General features: G+C 71.6%; 14 protein-coding genes. 8 read left to right on the forward strand and 6 right to left on the reverse strand.

Annotation, left to right across the window (positions count from 1 at the left end; genetic code table 11):
* Window positions 1-4: 4 nt before the first annotated feature.
* Entirely contained in the window at window positions 5-1,693 is a 1,689-nt protein-coding gene (gene murJ, locus ACZ3YO_RS12490) for a murein biosynthesis integral membrane protein MurJ (RefSeq protein WP_465568418.1), read from the reverse strand.
* A 238-nt stretch (window positions 1,694-1,931) separates the two neighbouring features.
* Between murJ and ACZ3YO_RS12495 the strand changes: the two genes are divergently transcribed.
* The 3 genes from ACZ3YO_RS12495 (at window position 1,932) to ACZ3YO_RS12505 (ending at window position 3,789) form a co-directional block, all read left to right on the forward strand.
* Window positions 1,932-2,858 (forward strand): NADP-dependent oxidoreductase, encoded by a 927-nt coding sequence (locus ACZ3YO_RS12495; protein WP_465568420.1) that lies wholly within the window; start codon window positions 1,932-1,934, stop codon window positions 2,856-2,858.
* Window positions 2,859-3,012: 154 nt separating this feature from the next.
* Window positions 3,013-3,156: a hypothetical protein gene (locus tag ACZ3YO_RS12500; protein WP_465568423.1), complete on the forward strand. Its 144-nt coding sequence runs from the start codon at window positions 3,013-3,015 to the stop codon at window positions 3,154-3,156.
* Between the two features lie 336 nt (window positions 3,157-3,492).
* Window positions 3,493-3,789 carry a hypothetical protein gene (locus ACZ3YO_RS12505; protein ID WP_465568426.1) on the forward strand — a complete coding sequence of 99 codons (297 nt, stop codon included), beginning with the start codon at window positions 3,493-3,495 and terminating at the stop codon, window positions 3,787-3,789.
* A 310-nt stretch (window positions 3,790-4,099) separates the two neighbouring features.
* Here the strand turns inward: ACZ3YO_RS12505 and ACZ3YO_RS12510 are convergent, their stop codons facing one another.
* Entirely contained in the window at window positions 4,100-4,777 is a 678-nt protein-coding gene (locus tag ACZ3YO_RS12510) for a quinone oxidoreductase family protein (RefSeq protein WP_465568429.1), read from the reverse strand.
* 140 nt (window positions 4,778-4,917) lie between these two features.
* Here ACZ3YO_RS12510 and ACZ3YO_RS12515 point away from each other — a divergent pair, with 140 nt between their 5' ends.
* Window positions 4,918-6,261: a collagenase gene (locus ACZ3YO_RS12515; RefSeq protein ID WP_465568432.1), complete on the forward strand. Its 1,344-nt coding sequence runs from the start codon at window positions 4,918-4,920 to the stop codon at window positions 6,259-6,261.
* A gap of 576 nt (window positions 6,262-6,837) precedes the next feature.
* Here the strand turns inward: ACZ3YO_RS12515 and ACZ3YO_RS12520 are convergent.
* The gene (locus ACZ3YO_RS12520) at window positions 6,838-7,401 is read right to left on the reverse strand and encodes a TetR/AcrR family transcriptional regulator (RefSeq protein ID WP_465568435.1); all 564 of its coding nucleotides are present in this window, start codon (window positions 7,399-7,401) and stop codon (window positions 6,838-6,840) included.
* 150 nt (window positions 7,402-7,551) lie between these two features.
* Here ACZ3YO_RS12520 and ACZ3YO_RS12525 point away from each other — a divergent pair, with 150 nt between their 5' ends.
* Window positions 7,552-9,024, forward strand: a complete 1,473-nt coding sequence (locus tag ACZ3YO_RS12525) for an MFS transporter (RefSeq protein WP_465568438.1) — start codon at window positions 7,552-7,554, stop codon at window positions 9,022-9,024.
* A 72-nt stretch (window positions 9,025-9,096) separates the two neighbouring features.
* On the forward strand, window positions 9,097-9,750 hold the full coding sequence (locus ACZ3YO_RS12530; RefSeq protein WP_465568441.1) for a CatB-related O-acetyltransferase: 654 nt from the start codon (window positions 9,097-9,099) through the stop codon (window positions 9,748-9,750).
* A 221-nt stretch (window positions 9,751-9,971) separates the two neighbouring features.
* Here the strand turns inward: ACZ3YO_RS12530 and ACZ3YO_RS12535 are convergent, their stop codons facing one another.
* From ACZ3YO_RS12535 to ACZ3YO_RS12545, 3 genes are all read right to left on the reverse strand, one after another.
* The gene (locus ACZ3YO_RS12535) at window positions 9,972-11,642 is read right to left on the reverse strand and encodes an Ig-like domain-containing protein (RefSeq protein ID WP_465568444.1); all 1,671 of its coding nucleotides are present in this window, start codon (window positions 11,640-11,642) and stop codon (window positions 9,972-9,974) included.
* Between the two features lie 111 nt (window positions 11,643-11,753).
* Window positions 11,754-12,833, reverse strand: a complete 1,080-nt coding sequence (locus ACZ3YO_RS12540) for a hypothetical protein (RefSeq protein WP_465568446.1) — start codon at window positions 12,831-12,833, stop codon at window positions 11,754-11,756.
* A 239-nt stretch (window positions 12,834-13,072) separates the two neighbouring features.
* The gene (locus tag ACZ3YO_RS12545; protein WP_465568449.1) at window positions 13,073-14,269 is read right to left on the reverse strand and encodes an MFS transporter; all 1,197 of its coding nucleotides are present in this window, start codon (window positions 14,267-14,269) and stop codon (window positions 13,073-13,075) included.
* A 54-nt stretch (window positions 14,270-14,323) separates the two neighbouring features.
* On the opposite strand from ACZ3YO_RS12545, the gene ACZ3YO_RS12550 reads away from it, so the two are divergent.
* The gene (locus ACZ3YO_RS12550) at window positions 14,324-15,067 is read left to right on the forward strand and encodes a helix-turn-helix transcriptional regulator (RefSeq protein ID WP_465568452.1); all 744 of its coding nucleotides are present in this window, start codon (window positions 14,324-14,326) and stop codon (window positions 15,065-15,067) included.
* A 598-nt stretch (window positions 15,068-15,665) separates the two neighbouring features.
* Window positions 15,666-16,370, forward strand: a complete 705-nt coding sequence (locus ACZ3YO_RS12555) for a Crp/Fnr family transcriptional regulator (RefSeq protein WP_465568455.1) — start codon at window positions 15,666-15,668, stop codon at window positions 16,368-16,370.
* The last annotated feature ends 61 nt before the right edge of the window (window positions 16,371-16,431 follow it).

Here is a 16,431-nt window from a genome sequence, read left to right on the forward strand (position 1 = left end):
CGCCTCAGCCCAGCCCCGGCAGGCGCCGCAGCTCGCCGATCCCCAGGAGTCGTGCGAGCAGGACGAACAGGGTGAGCATCGCGAGGCCGCCCGCGGCGAGGCCCAGCACGGGGGCCCAGGTGGCCGACGTGACGGTGGCGGAGCAGCCGCGGGCCACGGACCAGCCCAGTGCTCCGGCGGCGAGGGCGGAAGCGGTCAGCTTGCCGTAGGTGCGGCACAGCCTCCTGCCGTCCAGCCGGCCTCCGAGGCGGCGTCGCAGCAGCAGGGCGGTGACGAGCAGACCGATCGCGTAGGAGGCGGCGTAGGCGCCCGCCAGGCCGGTGACCGACCAGCGCGGGGGCATCAGCAGATGGCAGGCGGTCGCCAGGACGATGTCGGCCGCACTGATCCACACGGCCATCCAGAACGGGGTCCGGGTGTCCTCGAAGGCGTAGAAGCCGCGGAGCAGCAGGTACTGGGCGGAGAAGGGGATCAGGCCGAGTCCGAAGGCCTGCAGCATGTGGCCCAGGGGCACGACGGACGCGGGATCGGCGTGCCCGTGCGCGAAGATCACCTGTGCCGCCTCCGGTCCGAGGGCCACGAGGAAGAAGGCGGCTGGAACGATGACGACGCCGCTGATCCGCAGGGCCTGCGAGAGGTCGTCGCGCATGTCGTCCAGGCGGTGTTCGGCGACGGCCCGGCTCATGCGCGGCAAGAGGGCGGTGACCAGCGAGACGGTGACGACCGACTGCGGCAGCGACCAGATGGTCTGCGCGTAGGTGTACGCGGAGAAGCCGACGCCGGCCTTGGGCAGTGCCGTGTCCGCGGCGGAGGCGTAGCGGGTCACCACCGTGCTCGCCACGAGGTTGGTGAGGACGAACAGCAGGGTCCAGCGGGCCGCACCGATGCTCTTGCCCAGGCCCGTGCCGCGCCAGTCGAAGCGCGGGCGGAAGCGGAAGCCGGCGGCCCTGACGAACGGGACCAGGGCGAGCGCCTGGACCGCCAGGGCCACCGTGGTGCCCGCGCCGAGCATGGTGACCTGGGCCGGAGTGATGTCCTGGACCGAGCCCGGGCCGGTCATCATGGCGAGGTAGACGCCGAACATGGCGATCAGGACGACGTTGTTGAGGACCGGGGTCCACATCATCGCGCCGAACTTGTTCCGGGCATTGAGCACTTGGCCGAGGATGCTGAACAGCCCGTAGAAGAAGATCTGCGGGAGCAGGAACCGCGCGAAGACCACCGTCAGCCGGAACGCCTCGTGGTTGGCCGGTGTGTCGCGCTGGTAGAGGCCGATGATCTGCGGCGCCGCCCACACGGCCAGCAGGGTGCCCACTCCCAGCACGGACATCGTGAGGGTGACCAGGCGCTGCTCGAAGGCGCTTCCGCCGTCCGGGTGTTCGGTCCTCGCCCTGACCAACTGCGGTACCAGTACCGAGTTCAGGGCGCCGCCGATGAGCAGGAAGTAGAGGCTCGCCGGTACGACGTTGGCCTGGTTGTAGGTCGTGGCCAGCAGCCCCGCCCCGAGTGCCCCGGCCTGCAGGACCGTTCTGAGGAGCCCCGTGGCCCGTGACACCGTCGTCCCCGCGGCCATCACCAGGGACGAGCGCATCAGCCCGCTCTCGGCCGCCCCCGGCTTCGGGGCGGCGTGCCGCCCCTGCTTCCGCTTCCCCCGTGACCGCGTTGTCGCCGCGGCCTGCGTCCCCTCCGACATGACCCCAACCTACGTCGTGGAGATCATCGCCGTGCAAGCCGGTCCGGGTTCTCCGGTCGGGCCAGGGACCGGCCCCGGCGTCGGCCCGGGATCGGCCGTGATCCAGGTCACGGCGTCGGCCCGGAGGACATTACTTGACATATTCAATTATCGAGCCCTACCGTCGAATCTGTTACTTGAGGACATCAACCATCAAGTACGTCAAAACTTCTTGTCCAGGAACACCGGGAGCACCACCATGAAGGCCATCACCTACCAGCGCTACGGCAGCCCCGACGTCCTGGAGTACGGCGACGTCCCCGAGCCCAAGCTGGGCGCCGACGCCGTCCTGGTCCGCGTCCGGGCCGCCGCGGTGAACCCGGTCGACTGGAAGATCCAGGCCGGCTACCTGGACAGCGTGCTCGACGCCGTCTTCCCCGTCATCCCCGGCTGGGACGTCGCCGGCGTGGTCGAGCAGGTCGGCGTCGGCGTCACCGAGTACGCGCCCGGGGACGAGGTCATCGGCTACGTCCGCGAGGACATGGTCGGCCGTGGCACCTTCGCCGAGTACGTCGCCGCCCCCGTGCGCACCCTGGCCCACAAGCCCGCCGCCCTCGACTTCGAGCAGGCCGCCGGCCTCCCCCTGGCCGGCCTCACCGCCTACCAGGCCCTGACCGGCGCCCTCGAGATCAAGCCCGGTGAGACCGTGCTGGTGCACGCCGCGGCCGGCGGCGTCGGCTCGCTGGCCGTCCAGATCGCCCGCGCCCTCGGCGCCCGGGTGATCGGCACCGCCAGTGAGCGCAACCACGACTACCTGCGGACGCTCGGCGCTGAGCCCGTCACCTACGGCGAGGGCCTCGCCGACCGCATCCGGGCGCTGGCCCCGGAGGGCGTGGACGCGGTACTCGACCTGATCGGCGGCGAGGCGCTGCAGGCCTCCCCCGCCCTGCTGGCCCCCGGCGGGCGGCTGGCGTCCATCGCCGACGGCGCCGTCCTGGCCGCCGGCGGGCGCTACGTCTTCGTCCGTCCGGACCACGCCGACCTGACCGCGCTCGCCGCGCTCGCCGACAGCGGGGCGCTGACCGTCGAGGTCGCCGCGACCTTCCCGCTGGAGCGCGCCGCCGACGCCCAGCGCCTGAACGCCGACGGGCACACCCGCGGAAAGATCATCGTCACCGTCCCCTGATCCGACCGGCCGTGGGGGGGCCGCCCCCACGGCCCCCCTGTTCAGCGATGCCGGGCCGCACGCCCCGGCCACAGCACGACCGCCCCACCCGGTCCGACCCGCCCGGACCACCCGAGGCGCCGGCCCCCGGCGCCGCCGCCCGAAGGATCACGCCATGTCCGTAGTCGTCATCGCCGAGTACGAGAACCGGGACGCACACGCGGCGCACCAGGAGACCGACCACTATCGTGAGCTCGTCCTGGACGGCATCACCCCGCTGCTCATCGACCGGCAGTCCGAGGACTACTCGCTGCTCTGAGCTCGTCGCCGTCGCCCCTTGCGACCCCGCACCGGATCCAGCCTTCCCGGGTGAGGCGTCCTGGGATGTCGAGGAGCCGCTGCCCGAACTCAGGGCCGAGTCCGAGCTCGGGGCGCATGTCGCCGAGTATCTCGGGGACGCTCGCTCCTCGCCGGTACTGGCCGACACCCGGGCGCGGAAGAAGGAGACCACGTCGGTGGGCGTGGCCCGCCGGCAGTGCGGGGTGACCGGTGACGTCGGCCCGACAGACCCGATCGAGCTGGCCGCCCGGAGAGCAGGGGCGTAGCGTCTCTAGGTGAGGCAAGGTGATCACACCCATCGACACGGGGAGTTCCCATGATCGGCGCCACCGTCACCTTCTCCTACACCGGCGACTTCGATCGCTCACGGATAACCAAGGTGGCCGAGAACGCCCGGGGCATGTTCGAAGGCATGCCGGGCTTGCGGTTCAAGTTCTTCACCTTCGATGAGAAGCAGCAGCAGGTGGTCAACTTCTACGTCTGGGACTCGAAAGAGCAGGCGGATCAGTTCTTCACCGAGGAGTTGCGCGAGCGAGTGACCGGTCTGTACGGCGTCGCGCCAGTCATCGAGTTCGTGGAGATCGCCGAGATCGTCGACAATTCGGCTCCGTAGCGGCGTGCTCGTACGACAGCCTCGGACCGCGTGACGTGTGATCGGGCCCGTCGTCGAGTGGTCTTGCCGGTTGATGTGACCTCCGAGCAGACAGGCGAGTGCACCTGTTCGCCGCCGACGACCAGGCACCTCCAGTCCCGCTGGCGGGCGATGCGCTGTTCGAACCGTTCCTGGGCGACCTACCGCCGCGGCGCCTCGGGCGGGCCGGGATCGGTACCCGGACTGTCGCGCGCCACAGCGCACGACCGGACCAGTTCCGGCGCGTCGGCGGCTGAAGCCCTATGGGGGTGCATCCGTGCCGTTCGCCCTGTCACCGGAGCCTCTTTTCGTGGGTGGCGAGCAGGACTCGGCCGAACGGGCGGTCCTCGATCAGGTGACGTTGCGCCTCGGCGGCTTGCTCCAAGGGGAATATGCGGGCGATGGCGGGGTCGAGCCGTCCGTCGCGCAGCCACTCCAGCAGTGTCTTCCTGGCGGCCCGAGCGACGTCGCGCGGGAACATCGTGAAGGTGTAGCCGTAGGCCTTCGCGTTCTTCCAGATCAGATCAGTGATGTTCACCGTTCCTTCGGTACCGCCGGAGTATCCGACACCGACATAGCTGCCGCCGTGGGCGAGGCTCGCGATCGCGGGGCCCAGAAGTGGGCCGGCGACACCGTCAACCACCACGTCCACACCCCTGCCTTCGGTGAGGCGCGCCACGCCCTCGGGTAGCGACTCGCGGGAAAGGTCGATGACGTGCTGGTAGCCCGCGGCGCGTGCCTGCACGGCCTTGTCGGTACGACTCGCGGTGGATATCACCAGCGAGGCACCGAGTTCGCGTGCCACTTGCGCGGTGCCCATGCCGACGGAGCCGCCGACGCCAGGTGCCAGAACCGTCTGTCCTGGTGCGAAGTCGATCAGCTGGGTCAGCACGAGGTAGGCGGCGCTGAATCCGGCACCGGCGAAGAGCGCGCAGGCCGCCTCGTCACCGACCCCGTCGGGGATCGGCATGAGTTGGGCCGCGTCGGCGGTCAGTTGCTCACGCCACGTTCCGTCGACGAGCCAGCGCCGACTACCGCGAGGCCTTCCGGGCCTACGCCGGCTACACCCACCTCAAGGGCACCGCGAGCGAGTGGGCCGCCGCCGACGCGATGCTGGAGTACGGGCGCTTCGCCCAGATCGACTCCCTCCGGCCCGAGTTGAAGTCCCGCATCGGTGACCTGCTCGTCCGGGCGGCCACCGCCTTCGGCCGGCTGAGCCGGCCGTGGGCCAACCTCGTCGGGCCGGTCGACGACCTCGGCCTCTGCGAGCAGTACGGCGTCTGCCGCGCCGACATCGAGAAGCAGCTCTTCCCGAACACCTACAGCTACGACAACGGCTCCCTGGTGGTGCACACCGCCCTCGACCGGGCCACCGCCGACCAGCTCTACTACGCGACCAAACAGGTCAAGAGCCAGTTCTTCCGGGTGCTGGGCACCGACCAGCCGCTCGCGGGCGACGACCACCCGGTCCTGAACGTCCAGCTGTACGACACCAAGGCCAACTACCAGGCGTTCCAGAACCTCCTGTTCAAGATCGGCGACGTCAACAAGGGCGGCATGTTCCTGGAGGAGCGGTCCACCTTCTACACCTACCAGCGCACCACCGCCGAGTCGTACTTCAGCCTGGAGGAGCTCTTCCGCCACGAGTACACCCACTACCTCAACGCCCCGTGGGCCATCCCCGAGTCCGGCTACACCACCCGCTGGCCGGGCGACGCCACCTTCGCGATGAACGAGGGCACCGCCGAGTACTTCGCCGGCTCCACCCGCGACGGCGGCGTCAAGCCGCGCAAGTACATGGTCCGCCAGGTCGGCTGGGACGACCAGGCCGGCACCGCCCGGCTGACCGTCGACCAGATCCTCCACGCCACCTGGAGCGGGCAGGGCTTCCGCGCCTACCCGTACGCGGCGACGCTCTTCAACCTGCTCGGCGAGAAGCACCCCGACCGACTCGCCGAGATGTACCGCCTGCTGCGCGCCGACGACCGTGCCGGGTACGACGCCTGGCGCGACCGTCTCGGCCGCGACGCCGCCCTCCAGCGCGAGTACACCGCCTACCTCGACGCCGAGATCCCGCTCGCCGACTCCCTGTTCGTCCCGGCCACCTCCTACACCCCCAACGGATCGCTGGACTACGCCTGGAGCTCCGAGGTCCAGGCCTCCTTCGCCAGGGCCACCGGGAACACCCCGGTCTGCAAGGACAACGCCGACTGGAACAACAAGATGCGCTTCACGTGCACCGGCCGCATCACCGCCAACCTCGCGGCCCCGGCCGACCCCGGCCAGACCCGCAAGGACATGGCCGCCACCGTCGACTACTACCTCCTCTCCCGAGCCGGCACCGCCGCCGACAACCTCGCCGACATGAACTGCTGGTTCGGCACGGTCGACGTCTGGCCCGACGGCCGGGCCGGCAGCGCCGAGTACACCTGCGAAGGCCCGCTGCGGCGCTGAGCCGCAAACGTGCCGTCGTCGGGCCGCCCACCGCCGTCCGGGCGGGGCCCGTCGACGGCACGACGGCGGTTGAGTGGGGGTGGTGAACGGGTTTCGGGCGTAACGCGGACCGGAAGTTGCGTGCCCGGCCCCCATGCTCCGCCTCCATGACAACCGCAATGATTCGAGTCCGCCCGGCGGACAGCACCGTGGGGCGCCGCCCACCCGTCCGGCTTCGACCCGGGAGGCCCGAGGATGTCGGACAGCGCAACGGCGTCCCCCGCCGGTTGCAGGACGAAGGGGAGACGGTCGACCCGGAGGACTTCGCGCTGGTCTCGCCGTACCTGACCGAGCACACCCGCCGCTTCGGTGAATGCTCCACCCACGAGCTCGCCGACCAACCCGACGGCTACGACCGCAGCTGGACGCCGGCTTCACCCCCGTCCGCGGCGACGGCCCGCCGACCGGCGGATTCAGCCGGGCCGTGTGAGCCGACCGAGAGCCGGATGCCTGAGCGGGCCGGACGGGTGTCGGCGAGTACGGAGCCCTGGCACCGCGCCCGAGGGCCGATCCCGGGGACCGGGAACCGGGGTGAGGTCACAGCATTCGGTCGACCAGCCCGTCGACGTAGTCCGGGGTGAGCTCCATGCCGAACAAGACGCGGATGTACATCGGGGCCAGGATGTGGTCCAGCACGCCGAATGCGTCGGGTGCGTCCTCGCCACGGTCGCGGGCGCGATCGAGCATGGACTGCAGTTGTCGCATGCGTTCGGCGCGGAGGTCGTCACCGGCCTTCAGGCCCTGCTGACCGTTGCTCGACAAGGCGACGGCCAGACGCACCACCGCCAGACCGTCGGGTCCGGTGATCTCGCGGGCCACGTTGGCCGCGTAAGTGCGCAGGTCGCCGGCCAGGCTCCCGGTGTCGGGCATCGGCGACTGCGCGTTGAGGCGGTTGAGTGCCACGTCGGTGAGCAGGGTTTCCAGGCTGCCCCACCGGCGGTAGATGCTGCTGTCGGCTACGCCCGCGCGGGCTGCGACCTCGCCGACGGTGAAGTTGCCGTAGCCGCGCTCACTGATCAGGTCGGTGACGGCCTGGTGCACCTCCGCGCCGACGCGGGCGCTGCGCCCGCCGGGCCGCCGGGCTCGCTGTCGCTCGTTCATGCCCCCATCTTAACGCAGTCATCGCTTGCGTTTGTGAGGCACCCCCCTTACAGTCACCTAACGCAGTCGCTGACTGCTTTAGAGCGCTCAGGTGCATCGCCACCCGCGTCGACCACGGCGGGGCGCAACCAACGACCGAGAGGAATCCCCATGGCTACATCGCCTGCAGCCGTAGGCCGTCGACCAAACCGGGCCGTGCTGCTCACGGTGACCTGCCTGGGGCAATTCATGGTCCTGCTCGACAACACGATCGTCGGAGCGGCGCTGCCCGATATGCAGCACCGGCTGCACACTCAGCTGACCGGTCTGCAATGGATCGTCGACGCGTACGTACTGCTGGTCGCCATGCTGCTGATGTCCGGCGGCGTATTCGCCGACCGGTTCGGCCGCAAGCGCGTGTACCTGACCGGCGTGGCGGCGTTCACCGCCGCGTCGGTGCTGTGCAGCCTCGCACCCTCGCTCGGCTGGCTGGTCGCCGGCCGGGTGCTGCAGGGCATCGGGGCCGCGGCGCTCAGCCCCGCCTCGCTCGCCCTGCTCGCCGCCGCCCATCCCGCGCCGCAAGAACGAATCAAGGCGATCGGGCTGTGGGCCGGATTCAGCGGAATCGGTCTGGCCGCAGGCCCCGTGGCCGGCGGAGTGCTGACAGACGCCTTCGGCTGGCCCGCCATCTTCCTGGTCAATCTGCCCATCGGCGTGGTCCTTCTACTGGTCGGCCTGCGCGGCCTCGAAGAGACCCGCAATCCGAGCGCCCCCGCGATCGACATCCCGGGGACGGTGCTGTCCGTCCTGGGAGTGGGGGCACTGACCTACGGGCTGATCGAGGGTGGCGCCCGCGGCTGGACGTCGCCCGCGATCCTGGGCAGCTTCACAGCCGCGGTGATCCTCCTCGCCGCCTTCGTCGCCGTCGAAGCGCGTCGCTCCGCACCGATGCTGCCGCTGAGGCTGTTCCGGGAGCGCCTGTTCACCACGTCCAACACCGCCATGGTCGTGGTGGGGTTCGCGCTCATGGGCTCGTCGTTCTTCTTCTCCCAGTTCTTCGTGTACGTCCAGGGCAGCTCGATCCTGCGCGCCGGCCTGCAGACCCTGCCGGTATCGCTCGCCATGGTGATCGTCAGCCCGTACGCGGGTCGGCTCGCCGCCCGGTACGGCTTCCGAATCGTGGTCACCACCGGCCTGGCCCTGGCCGGCCTGGGACTGCAGGCGCTCGGCATGGTGCACGCCGACACCGGCTACGGGAACGTGTGGTGGCGGCTGGGACTCGCCGGCATCGGCTTCGCCCTGGCCCTGTCCCCACTGACGGGAGCCGCCATCCAAGCAGTCAGCCCACAGGAAGGCGGCCTCGCATCAGGCATCAGCAGCACCACCCGGCAGATCGGCGCGGTGCTCGGCGTGGCGGTACTCGGAGCCGTCGTCCGCACCCGGCAATCCGGCGGCGCCTCCTTCGAGACCGGCCTCAACAGCGCCTTCCTCGCTGCCGGCACCGTAACTCTGGCCACCGCCGTGTTCACCGGCCTGTGGCTGGCGAGGTCCAAGCCCGCGGAAGGCTCCCCGGCGCCGCAACGTTCCACCGGTCCGGATGCGGTCACCACCTTGAACCGGGCATCCGCGAACCGCCCGAACTAGACCAAGATCATCTCATGGCCCGTTTCTGCCGCACCCGGGTCACACCCCCAGGAGAGAGGAACCGCTTCCACGATGCAGCCCGTTCCCGCTGACCCCACCGTGCTCCACCCGATGCCCGAGCACCCGCGCGTGGTTCTGCTCAAGCAGCTGGTGAAGTCGCCGCTGGTCGAGGTCGGTGACTTCACCTACTACGACGATCCGGACGACCCGACGGCGTTCGAGACGCGCAACGTCCTGTACCACTACGGTCCCGAGCGGCTTGTCATCGGCCGTTACTGTGCGCTGGGGACTGGCACCCGGTTCATCATGAACGGCGCCAACCACCGCATGGACGGTCCTTCCACCTTTCCGTTCCCCACCATGGGGGGCTCCTGGGCGGAGCACTTCGACCTGATTACCGACCTGCCCGGCCGAGGCGACACGGTCGTCGGCAACGACGTGTGGTTCGGCCACGGCGCTACGGTCATGCCCGGTGTACGCATCGGGCACGGCGCGATCATCGCCGCCGGCGCCGTGGTCACCGGCGACGTCCCCGACTGCGGCGTCGTCGGCGGCAACCCCGCCCGGCTCATCCGCACCCGCTACGACGCTGCGGACATCGCCCGGCTCCTCGCCGTGGCGTGGTGGGACTGGCCCGTGGAGCACATCACCAGGCATGTACGGACGATCATGTCGGGGACCGTCACCGACCTGGAGGAGGCCGCCGCGCAGATCGGCCAGCCCTGACACCGCGTCCTCGCCACACCGCCCGCACCCGTCCCGCGCCGGAAAGGAGTGATCGCCCATGTCCCGTCGCCGTGCCGCAGGGAGCCGAGCAGTTCATGAACACCGACCGGCTCGTGGACGGGCCGGCCGGAGAACACACTCCGGCCGGCCCGCACCCGCACACTCCCCCGTACTACCCGTACCACCCGTACCACCCGGGCCGCCGGCCCGGCCGGCCCGGCTCAGCCGGCCTGCGCCGGCCCCGGACGATCCGGCCCGGTACCGGTCGCCACCGGGCCCCTCAGCCGGTTGGCGGCGCAGGCTGCCGAGCCGTCCTGACCGGTGCCCAGCAGCACGCTGCCGGTGGATCCCGTCACGGCGAGCGGGCCGTTGACGGTGGAGCCGCAGATCTCGACGGCCAGGGCGCCGGTGGCGGCCACCGGACCGTTGACCTCCGCGCCCGAGACGGCCAGCGCCCCGCCCGGCTGCACCGCGAGCGGCCCCTGCTGCCGGCCGCCGGGCCCGATGCAGACCGACTCGCCGGCCGCCACCACCAGGGGACCGTGGTGTGCCGTCGTCAGGCAGGGGCGGGTGAAGCCGACCGTGAGCGCGGCCGGGGCCGTGGTGCCGCGCGGCACGAAGGCGGAGGATCCGCTGTAGTCGGCGGTGATGCTGTGCGCGCCGGGCCGCAGGGCGCCGGTGGTGTAGGCGGCGCGGCCGGCGGCCAGCGGGACGGTGGTGAGCACCGTTCCTCCGTCGCGGAAGGTGACCGTTCCGGTCGGGGTGCCGTCCTCCTGGTCCGCCGGGAGGACGGCGGCGGTGAGGGTGACGGGGTGTCCGAAGAGGGGCGTCGCGGTGTCCGTGGTGAGCGAGACGGACGCCCCGTACCGGAACGAGACGACCGCCCTGCCGTTGCCGTGGTTGACGCCCGGGGTGAGCGAGACGTCGGCTGCGCCCGGTGCCGCGAAACCGCTGCCGCCGCCACCGCCCGCGCCGTAGAGGTTGCCCGGGTTTCCGCCGCCGGAGCCGCCGGCGCCCCCGAAGTAGCCGCCGCCCCCGCCACCGCCCCCGTTGCCGCCTCGCGCGCCGTTGCCGCCGGGGCCGCCGCTGCCCGGGTTGGCCAGGCCGGTGTTGGGGTCGGTGTCGCCGCCGGCCGTGCCGGGGCCGCCCAGCGCGGAGTTGGGGGTGCCGGTCCCGGGAGCGGACTGGCTGCCGCCGCCGCCGGCGACGCCGGACCCGTCCGGACCGCCGCCCTGGCCGCCGGGCTCGCCGGTGAGGCCGCCGCCGGCGCCGCCGTGCAGCAGCGGGCCACCGTTGCCGGCCCCGCCTCCGCCGCCCGCCACCAGCACCCGGTCCGCGGCGCCGAAGGAGCCGGCCCGCACGTCGGTGGCACCGCCGCCGGAGCCGCCGCCGCCGTGGGCGCCGCCGCCGCCGGAGCCGTGTCCGAAGCCGCCGGGCCGGGCGTACTCGCCGTGCCGGGAGGAGCCGGGGATCCCGGCCGCCCCGACGGTGATCTGCAGTCGTTGGCCGGCGGTGACGGCCAGCGTCGCGCTGGTCCGGCCGCCGAGCCCGCCGGGTGCCCCGGTGTTCGGCGGGTTGGGGTCCACGTGGCCGGCCGCGCTGCCGCCCTCGGCTCCGAACAGTTCGACACCGACCTCGACGACCCCGGCGGGGACGGTGAAGGTGTCGGTGCCCGGGTCGGCGTAGGTGCACGCGGGCGAGGACGCGGTGAAGACGCCGTGGCTGCCGCAGGCCGCGGGCGCGGCAGGCTCGGCGGCCACGGCGACGGGTGCCAGGACGGTGGCCAGCAGGCCGGTCGCGCCGGCCAGTGCGAGGGTCCGGATCCGGGTGCCGGCCTGGGCCCCGGTTCCGGCCGTGGTGGCGACCGGGAGGGAGTTCGGGTGACGGTTCATGAAGTGTCTGTGCCTCTCCGGCCCGCGCGGGCCGAGGGTGGGAGGGTGCGCGCCGGAGGTGCGGCCCGGCGGACGGCGGGCCGCACCTCCGTTGTCGTGGTGCGGGAGGTCTCAGATGCCGTCGTCGGCGCAGAGCGCCCACGCGTCGGAGTAGGTGTTCGGCGAGCTGACACCGCCGGTGTGGGTGACGGCCGTCCAGTACGCGGCGGTGGTCGTCCCGTCGCCCACGGGGGTGCCGCCGGAGGTGCTGGGGAAGCTTCCGTTGAGGTGGTCGCCGACGGATCCCGGTCCGGTGAAGTCCGTGGTCGTCACGCTGCCCCCGCTCACGGCGGCTCCGCCGCTGACGAGCTTCCCGTCGTTGCCGCCGCAGCCGACCGTCACGGACTGGCCGGCGGTGGCCGCCGTCGGGCCGCTCACCTCGCTGTGACGGACCGTCACGGTCGCGCCGCTGACGCCGATGCCGTTCCCGCTGCAGATGGCGTACGCGTAGGTGGTGGTGTTGTTGTTCCCGCCGCCGCCGTTCCAGCCGACCGCCGCCCAGGAGTCCGGGTTGGTCTCGCCGTCGGCCGCGGCCTTCTGGCCGTAGTCGTGGGCCGCGTTGCCGAAGGTCGGGAAGCTCGCGATCGGCTTGAGGCTGCCGACACCGGCCGGCGTGATCCTGGCGCCGCCGCCGAGCAGGCGGGTGTTGGCCGGACAGGTCGCCACGACCAGGCCCACCGTTCCGCTGCCGGTGGGGCCCGCGGTCTTGTTCATGACGACCTGGGTGTGGTTGATCAGGTTGCTGGCGAAGCACACCGCGAACGGGGTGGAGGAGAAGTCGGCGTTGACCGCGCCGCCGCTGCCCCCGATGCCGAGCCAATGCGTGACGTCGGTGCCCACGACCCCGGTCGAGCCGGTGTACTCGGTGCTGCCGTCGGGGCTCGGAGCCGTCCCGTTCACCTTGTTGCCGTTCGACGAGGTGCCCGTGCCGATGGCCTGGCTGATCCCGCCGCCGGAGATCAGGCCGCCGGAGCAGTCCGCGTGGGTGGAGATCTCGGAGAACGCGGCCCCCGGCCCCGCGGTGGCCCCGGGCGTCTTCACGGTGACGCCCACCGTGTTGGCGTGGGCGATTCCCGGCACCAGCACGGCCAGGACGGCCGCGGCGGCCACGCCCCGGCCGGTGAGCCGGCGCAGACACGACTTCTTCTTCATCTGGATCGCTCTTTCTGGAATCCGACGCGGCCGCGAAGTGTCCGGCGGCGTTGTCCGTTGAGGCATCGTCTGGGAGGAGCGCTGCACATCCTCGACAGCTACACCCGGGTAGACCACTGGTGATCCGCACGGCGCCCCGGCGCGCCGGCTGGGCGATCAGCCAGCCGGGAGCCCGGATTGACGGCGGCCGCGGCGCCGCCGCGGGCACCGCGGCCGCACGGCAGGACCGGGCCCGTCCGTCACGTCTCCGCCGTCTCCCGGGCCTGTTCCGGCGCCGGGGCAGGGCTCCCGGGTGCGGCCGGCTCCGCGAGGGTGCGGAACAGCAGCCAGCTCAGGGCGGGCATCAGGACCAGCGGCGCCAGCGCGGTCTGCAGGGACGTCGCGTCGGCGAGCCGTCCGATCAGCGGACCGGCCAGACCGCCGATGCCGACGCCCAGGCCCAGGGTGACGCCGCCGGCGGTGCCGACGCGGGAGGGCAGGTAGTCCTGGGCCAGCGTGACCTGCAACGAGAACGGGACGTACAGGGCGGCCGAGGTCAGCGCCACGAAGAGGTGGACGGCCGGGCCGGCGGCCAGGACGAGGCCGGCCACGGTGACGACGGCGGCGGCGTAGGACCAGCGCGCCACGGTGACCCGGTCCCGGCGCTCGGCCAGCCTGCCGCCCAGGACGGTTCCGGCCGCGCCGCCGAGGTAGAGCACGAACAACGCGCCGGCGCCCGTGGCCGTGCCGCCTCCCGCCCGCTCCCGCGCGTAGAACGCGATGAAGGTGGACAGCCCGGTGAAGACCACCGACCGGCAGACCACCGCCACCGCCAGCCTCACGAACGATGCCGTGTCCCCCGCGCCCGCGGGCGCCACGGCGGCGCCGGGCGCACCCCGCGTCGTCCGCTGCCCCTGCGCCCCGCGTAGGAACACCAGGCACAGCACGGCGCCGGCAACGGCGGGCACGACGAGCAGCGGTGAGTGCCCCAGGCCTCCCGCCCCGACGACGGCGGCCACCAGGACCGGCGCGAGAGCGAATCCGACGTTGCCGCCCAGCGAGAACCAGCCCATCGCGGAATGGCTGCCCCGCCCGGCCAGACGCGCGACGCGGGCCGACTCGGGATGGTAGGCCGCGATGCCGACCCCCGAGACGGCCACGGCGGCGATCGTCGCGGCGTACGAGCCGCCGAGCCCGCACGACGCGATGCCCAGACCGCCGACGACCGTGCTCACCGGCAGCAGCCAGGGCAGCGCGTACCGGTCGGTGAGCGCTCCGAACAGCGGCTGCGCCACCGCGGACACCACCGAGGCGGCGAGCACGATGCCCGAGGCCGCGGCGTAGCTGTAGGCGCGTTCGGCGACGAAGAACGGGACGAGCGCGGCCACGGCCCCCTGGTAGACGTCGACGCAGGCATGGCCGGCGGAGAGGACAACGATGGCCCTGTTCTTCGGCATTGCGCCATCGTCGCCGTCCACCGGTCTGTCGTGCTTCCGATATCCTGCCGACTGATGCCGGAAATCCGCCACACCCCCGTCGCGCCGACCAGGGCCCAGCTGCTGCCCTCCGGTACGGGCATCGACGCCCACCGCCACAACGATCACCAGATCGTCTACGCCGCCCGCGGAGTGCTGGCCGTCACCACCGGTCTCGGGACCTGGATCGCCCCGGCGACCCACGCCGTCTGGATCCCGGCCCGGACCGTGCACGCCCACCACGCCCACGGCACGCTCGACCTGCACCTGGTGGGCCTGCCCGCGACCGACAACCCGCTGGGCCTGGAGACGCCGACCGCGCTCATCGTGAGCCCCCTCCTGCGGGAGCTGATCGTCGAATACACCCGCGCCCCGGACGACGACAGCCCCCGACGACGGCGACTGCGGGCCGTCCTCCTCGACCAGGTGGCGGCCTCACCGCAGCGGCCCGTCCACCTGCCGGCCCCGGCCGACCCCCGGCTCAAGGATCTCTACGAGATCCTGCGCACCGACCCCGCCGACCGGCGCACCCTCGTCGCCCTGGGCCGGGAGGTCGGCGCGAGCGACCGCACCCTGTCCCGGCTCTGCACCGACGAGCTGGGCATGACCTTCCCCCAGTGGCGCACCCAACTGCGGCTCTACCGTGCCCTCGTCCTGCTCGCCGAGAACGTCCCGGTCACGGCGGTGGCCCACCGGTGCGGGTGGTCCTCGGCCAGCGCCTTCATCGACGTCTTCCGCCGGACGTTCGGCCATACCCCCGGTACGCACCAACGCCGGTGACCCACCCGGCCAACGCGCGGCGACGGGCACACCGTCCGGCAGGATTGGCTCGAATTGATCGGAGGTTAATTCTGGTTCGACCATGCTCGACCAATCGTGCGCGTTATGCTCCGGTTCAGGATCCTGTGGGAGCGTACGCGCATGGAAGATCGGACGCGTCGCCTGGCGGGCCGGCGGTGAATGGCCCGGGCCCGGAGTGATCGGCGGCGGGCCGGGGCGCGGGGCATCGGCGGATCCGGCGGGGGTCGGCACGGCACTGTGGCGACAAGATCAATAAACCGGCTGGAGGAAATCAGCGATTAATCCTCCCACTCCCTCCGGGGACTGGTTCGAATGATTACGGGTGAACTCGGGACGGCCTTCGTCCCCCCGCTCCCCCGATTCGGACCTGCGCCGATAAAGCCGTGCGAGAACTCGGGGAGGGCTCCCGCCGGCCTACTGCGACAGATTGTCAGTTTGCCCGTGCTATAGCCCGTCTTGACAGCTCGACCGCATGTTCGGTATTTATTGTTGGACATTTCCGTAAAGCGGAGGGGGGTAGGGGGGGCCTGGCATTAAAGTCCACGTCTTCGATGCTCAGGCGGTCCCCCGATGCCACATGAGCTTTCCCAAGCCAGCCATCACCCCGACGAAGTTCACCGACCGGGTTGTCGGCTCTCTCCAGTCGATCGAGCACACCCTGCCGACGGTGACCATCACCCGAGGCGGCCACATCTACAACTGCGCCGAGAGCGACCAGAGTCTCTACCTCGTGAAATCCGGGCAGGTCAAAACCGTGATCGTGACCTCGACCGGGAAGCGATGTCTGCTCGACCTCTACATCGCCGGAGACATCTTCGGTGAGCTCTGCATGACGCAGCTCGGCCGCGTCGAGACGGCGGTCGCCATGGCGGACACCGAGCTGACCAGAATTCCCTACAGCAAATTCTTCAAGATTCTCGCCGGCGGCGGCCTCCTCGAAGAATTTGCCGAGCACCTGGCCGGGCGGCTCTCGGAACGCCAGCGGGTCATTGTCGACCTGGTCACCCTGGAAAGCGAATTACGGCTCGCCGCCCGGCTCCTCCAGCTCTCCCACCGCTTCGGGCAGAGCCACCAGCGCGGGCTCAAGATCGCCGCGAGGCTCACCCAGGAAGAACTCGCCGAAATGGTCGGGACCACACGGTCGAGGGTGGGATATTTCCTGAAGAGATTCCGCGAGGCCGGGCTCCTCGAGTCCAGCCGCGGCTGGATCACCATCCGCAACGAGGCCAACCTCGCCGAGTACATCGAAGCGCGCCTCGGCCTCAGCGACGCGTCCGTCTAGGCGCCCCGGAAAACGGTCCCGCCCGGCCCGGGCAGCTCCGGGCGGGACCGCTCCCCCGGGC

The sequence above is a fragment of the Kitasatospora sp. NPDC022785 genome, assembly GCF_055561295.1.

Excerpts from the sequence above, each read along its gene's own strand:
- ACZ3YO_RS12540 (WP_465568446.1), bottom strand. The coding sequence starts at position 12,833 with ATGAAGAAGAAGTCGTGTCTGCGCCGGCTCACCGGCCGGGGCGTGGCC.
- ACZ3YO_RS12505 (WP_465568426.1), top strand. The coding sequence starts at position 3,493 with ATGATCGGCGCCACCGTCACCTTCTCCTACACCGGCGACTTCGATCGC.
- ACZ3YO_RS12550 (WP_465568452.1), top strand. The coding sequence starts at position 14,324 with ATGCCGGAAATCCGCCACACCCCCGTCGCGCCGACCAGGGCCCAGCTG.
- ACZ3YO_RS12510 (WP_465568429.1), bottom strand. The coding sequence starts at position 4,777 with ATGCCGATCCCCGACGGGGTCGGTGACGAGGCGGCCTGCGCGCTCTTC.
- ACZ3YO_RS12515 (WP_465568432.1), top strand. The coding sequence starts at position 4,918 with ATGCTGGAGTACGGGCGCTTCGCCCAGATCGACTCCCTCCGGCCCGAG.
- ACZ3YO_RS12535 (WP_465568444.1), bottom strand. The coding sequence starts at position 11,642 with ATGAACCGTCACCCGAACTCCCTCCCGGTCGCCACCACGGCCGGAACC.
- ACZ3YO_RS12555 (WP_465568455.1), top strand. The coding sequence starts at position 15,666 with ATGAGCTTTCCCAAGCCAGCCATCACCCCGACGAAGTTCACCGACCGG.
- ACZ3YO_RS12495 (WP_465568420.1), top strand. The coding sequence starts at position 1,932 with ATGAAGGCCATCACCTACCAGCGCTACGGCAGCCCCGACGTCCTGGAG.
- ACZ3YO_RS12520 (WP_465568435.1), bottom strand. The coding sequence starts at position 7,401 with ATGAACGAGCGACAGCGAGCCCGGCGGCCCGGCGGGCGCAGCGCCCGC.
- ACZ3YO_RS12525 (WP_465568438.1), top strand. The coding sequence starts at position 7,552 with ATGGCTACATCGCCTGCAGCCGTAGGCCGTCGACCAAACCGGGCCGTG.
- ACZ3YO_RS12500 (WP_465568423.1), top strand. The coding sequence starts at position 3,013 with ATGTCCGTAGTCGTCATCGCCGAGTACGAGAACCGGGACGCACACGCG.
- ACZ3YO_RS12530 (WP_465568441.1), top strand. The coding sequence starts at position 9,097 with ATGCAGCCCGTTCCCGCTGACCCCACCGTGCTCCACCCGATGCCCGAG.
- ACZ3YO_RS12545 (WP_465568449.1), bottom strand. The coding sequence starts at position 14,269 with ATGCCGAAGAACAGGGCCATCGTTGTCCTCTCCGCCGGCCATGCCTGC.
- murJ (WP_465568418.1), bottom strand. The coding sequence starts at position 1,693 with ATGTCGGAGGGGACGCAGGCCGCGGCGACAACGCGGTCACGGGGGAAG.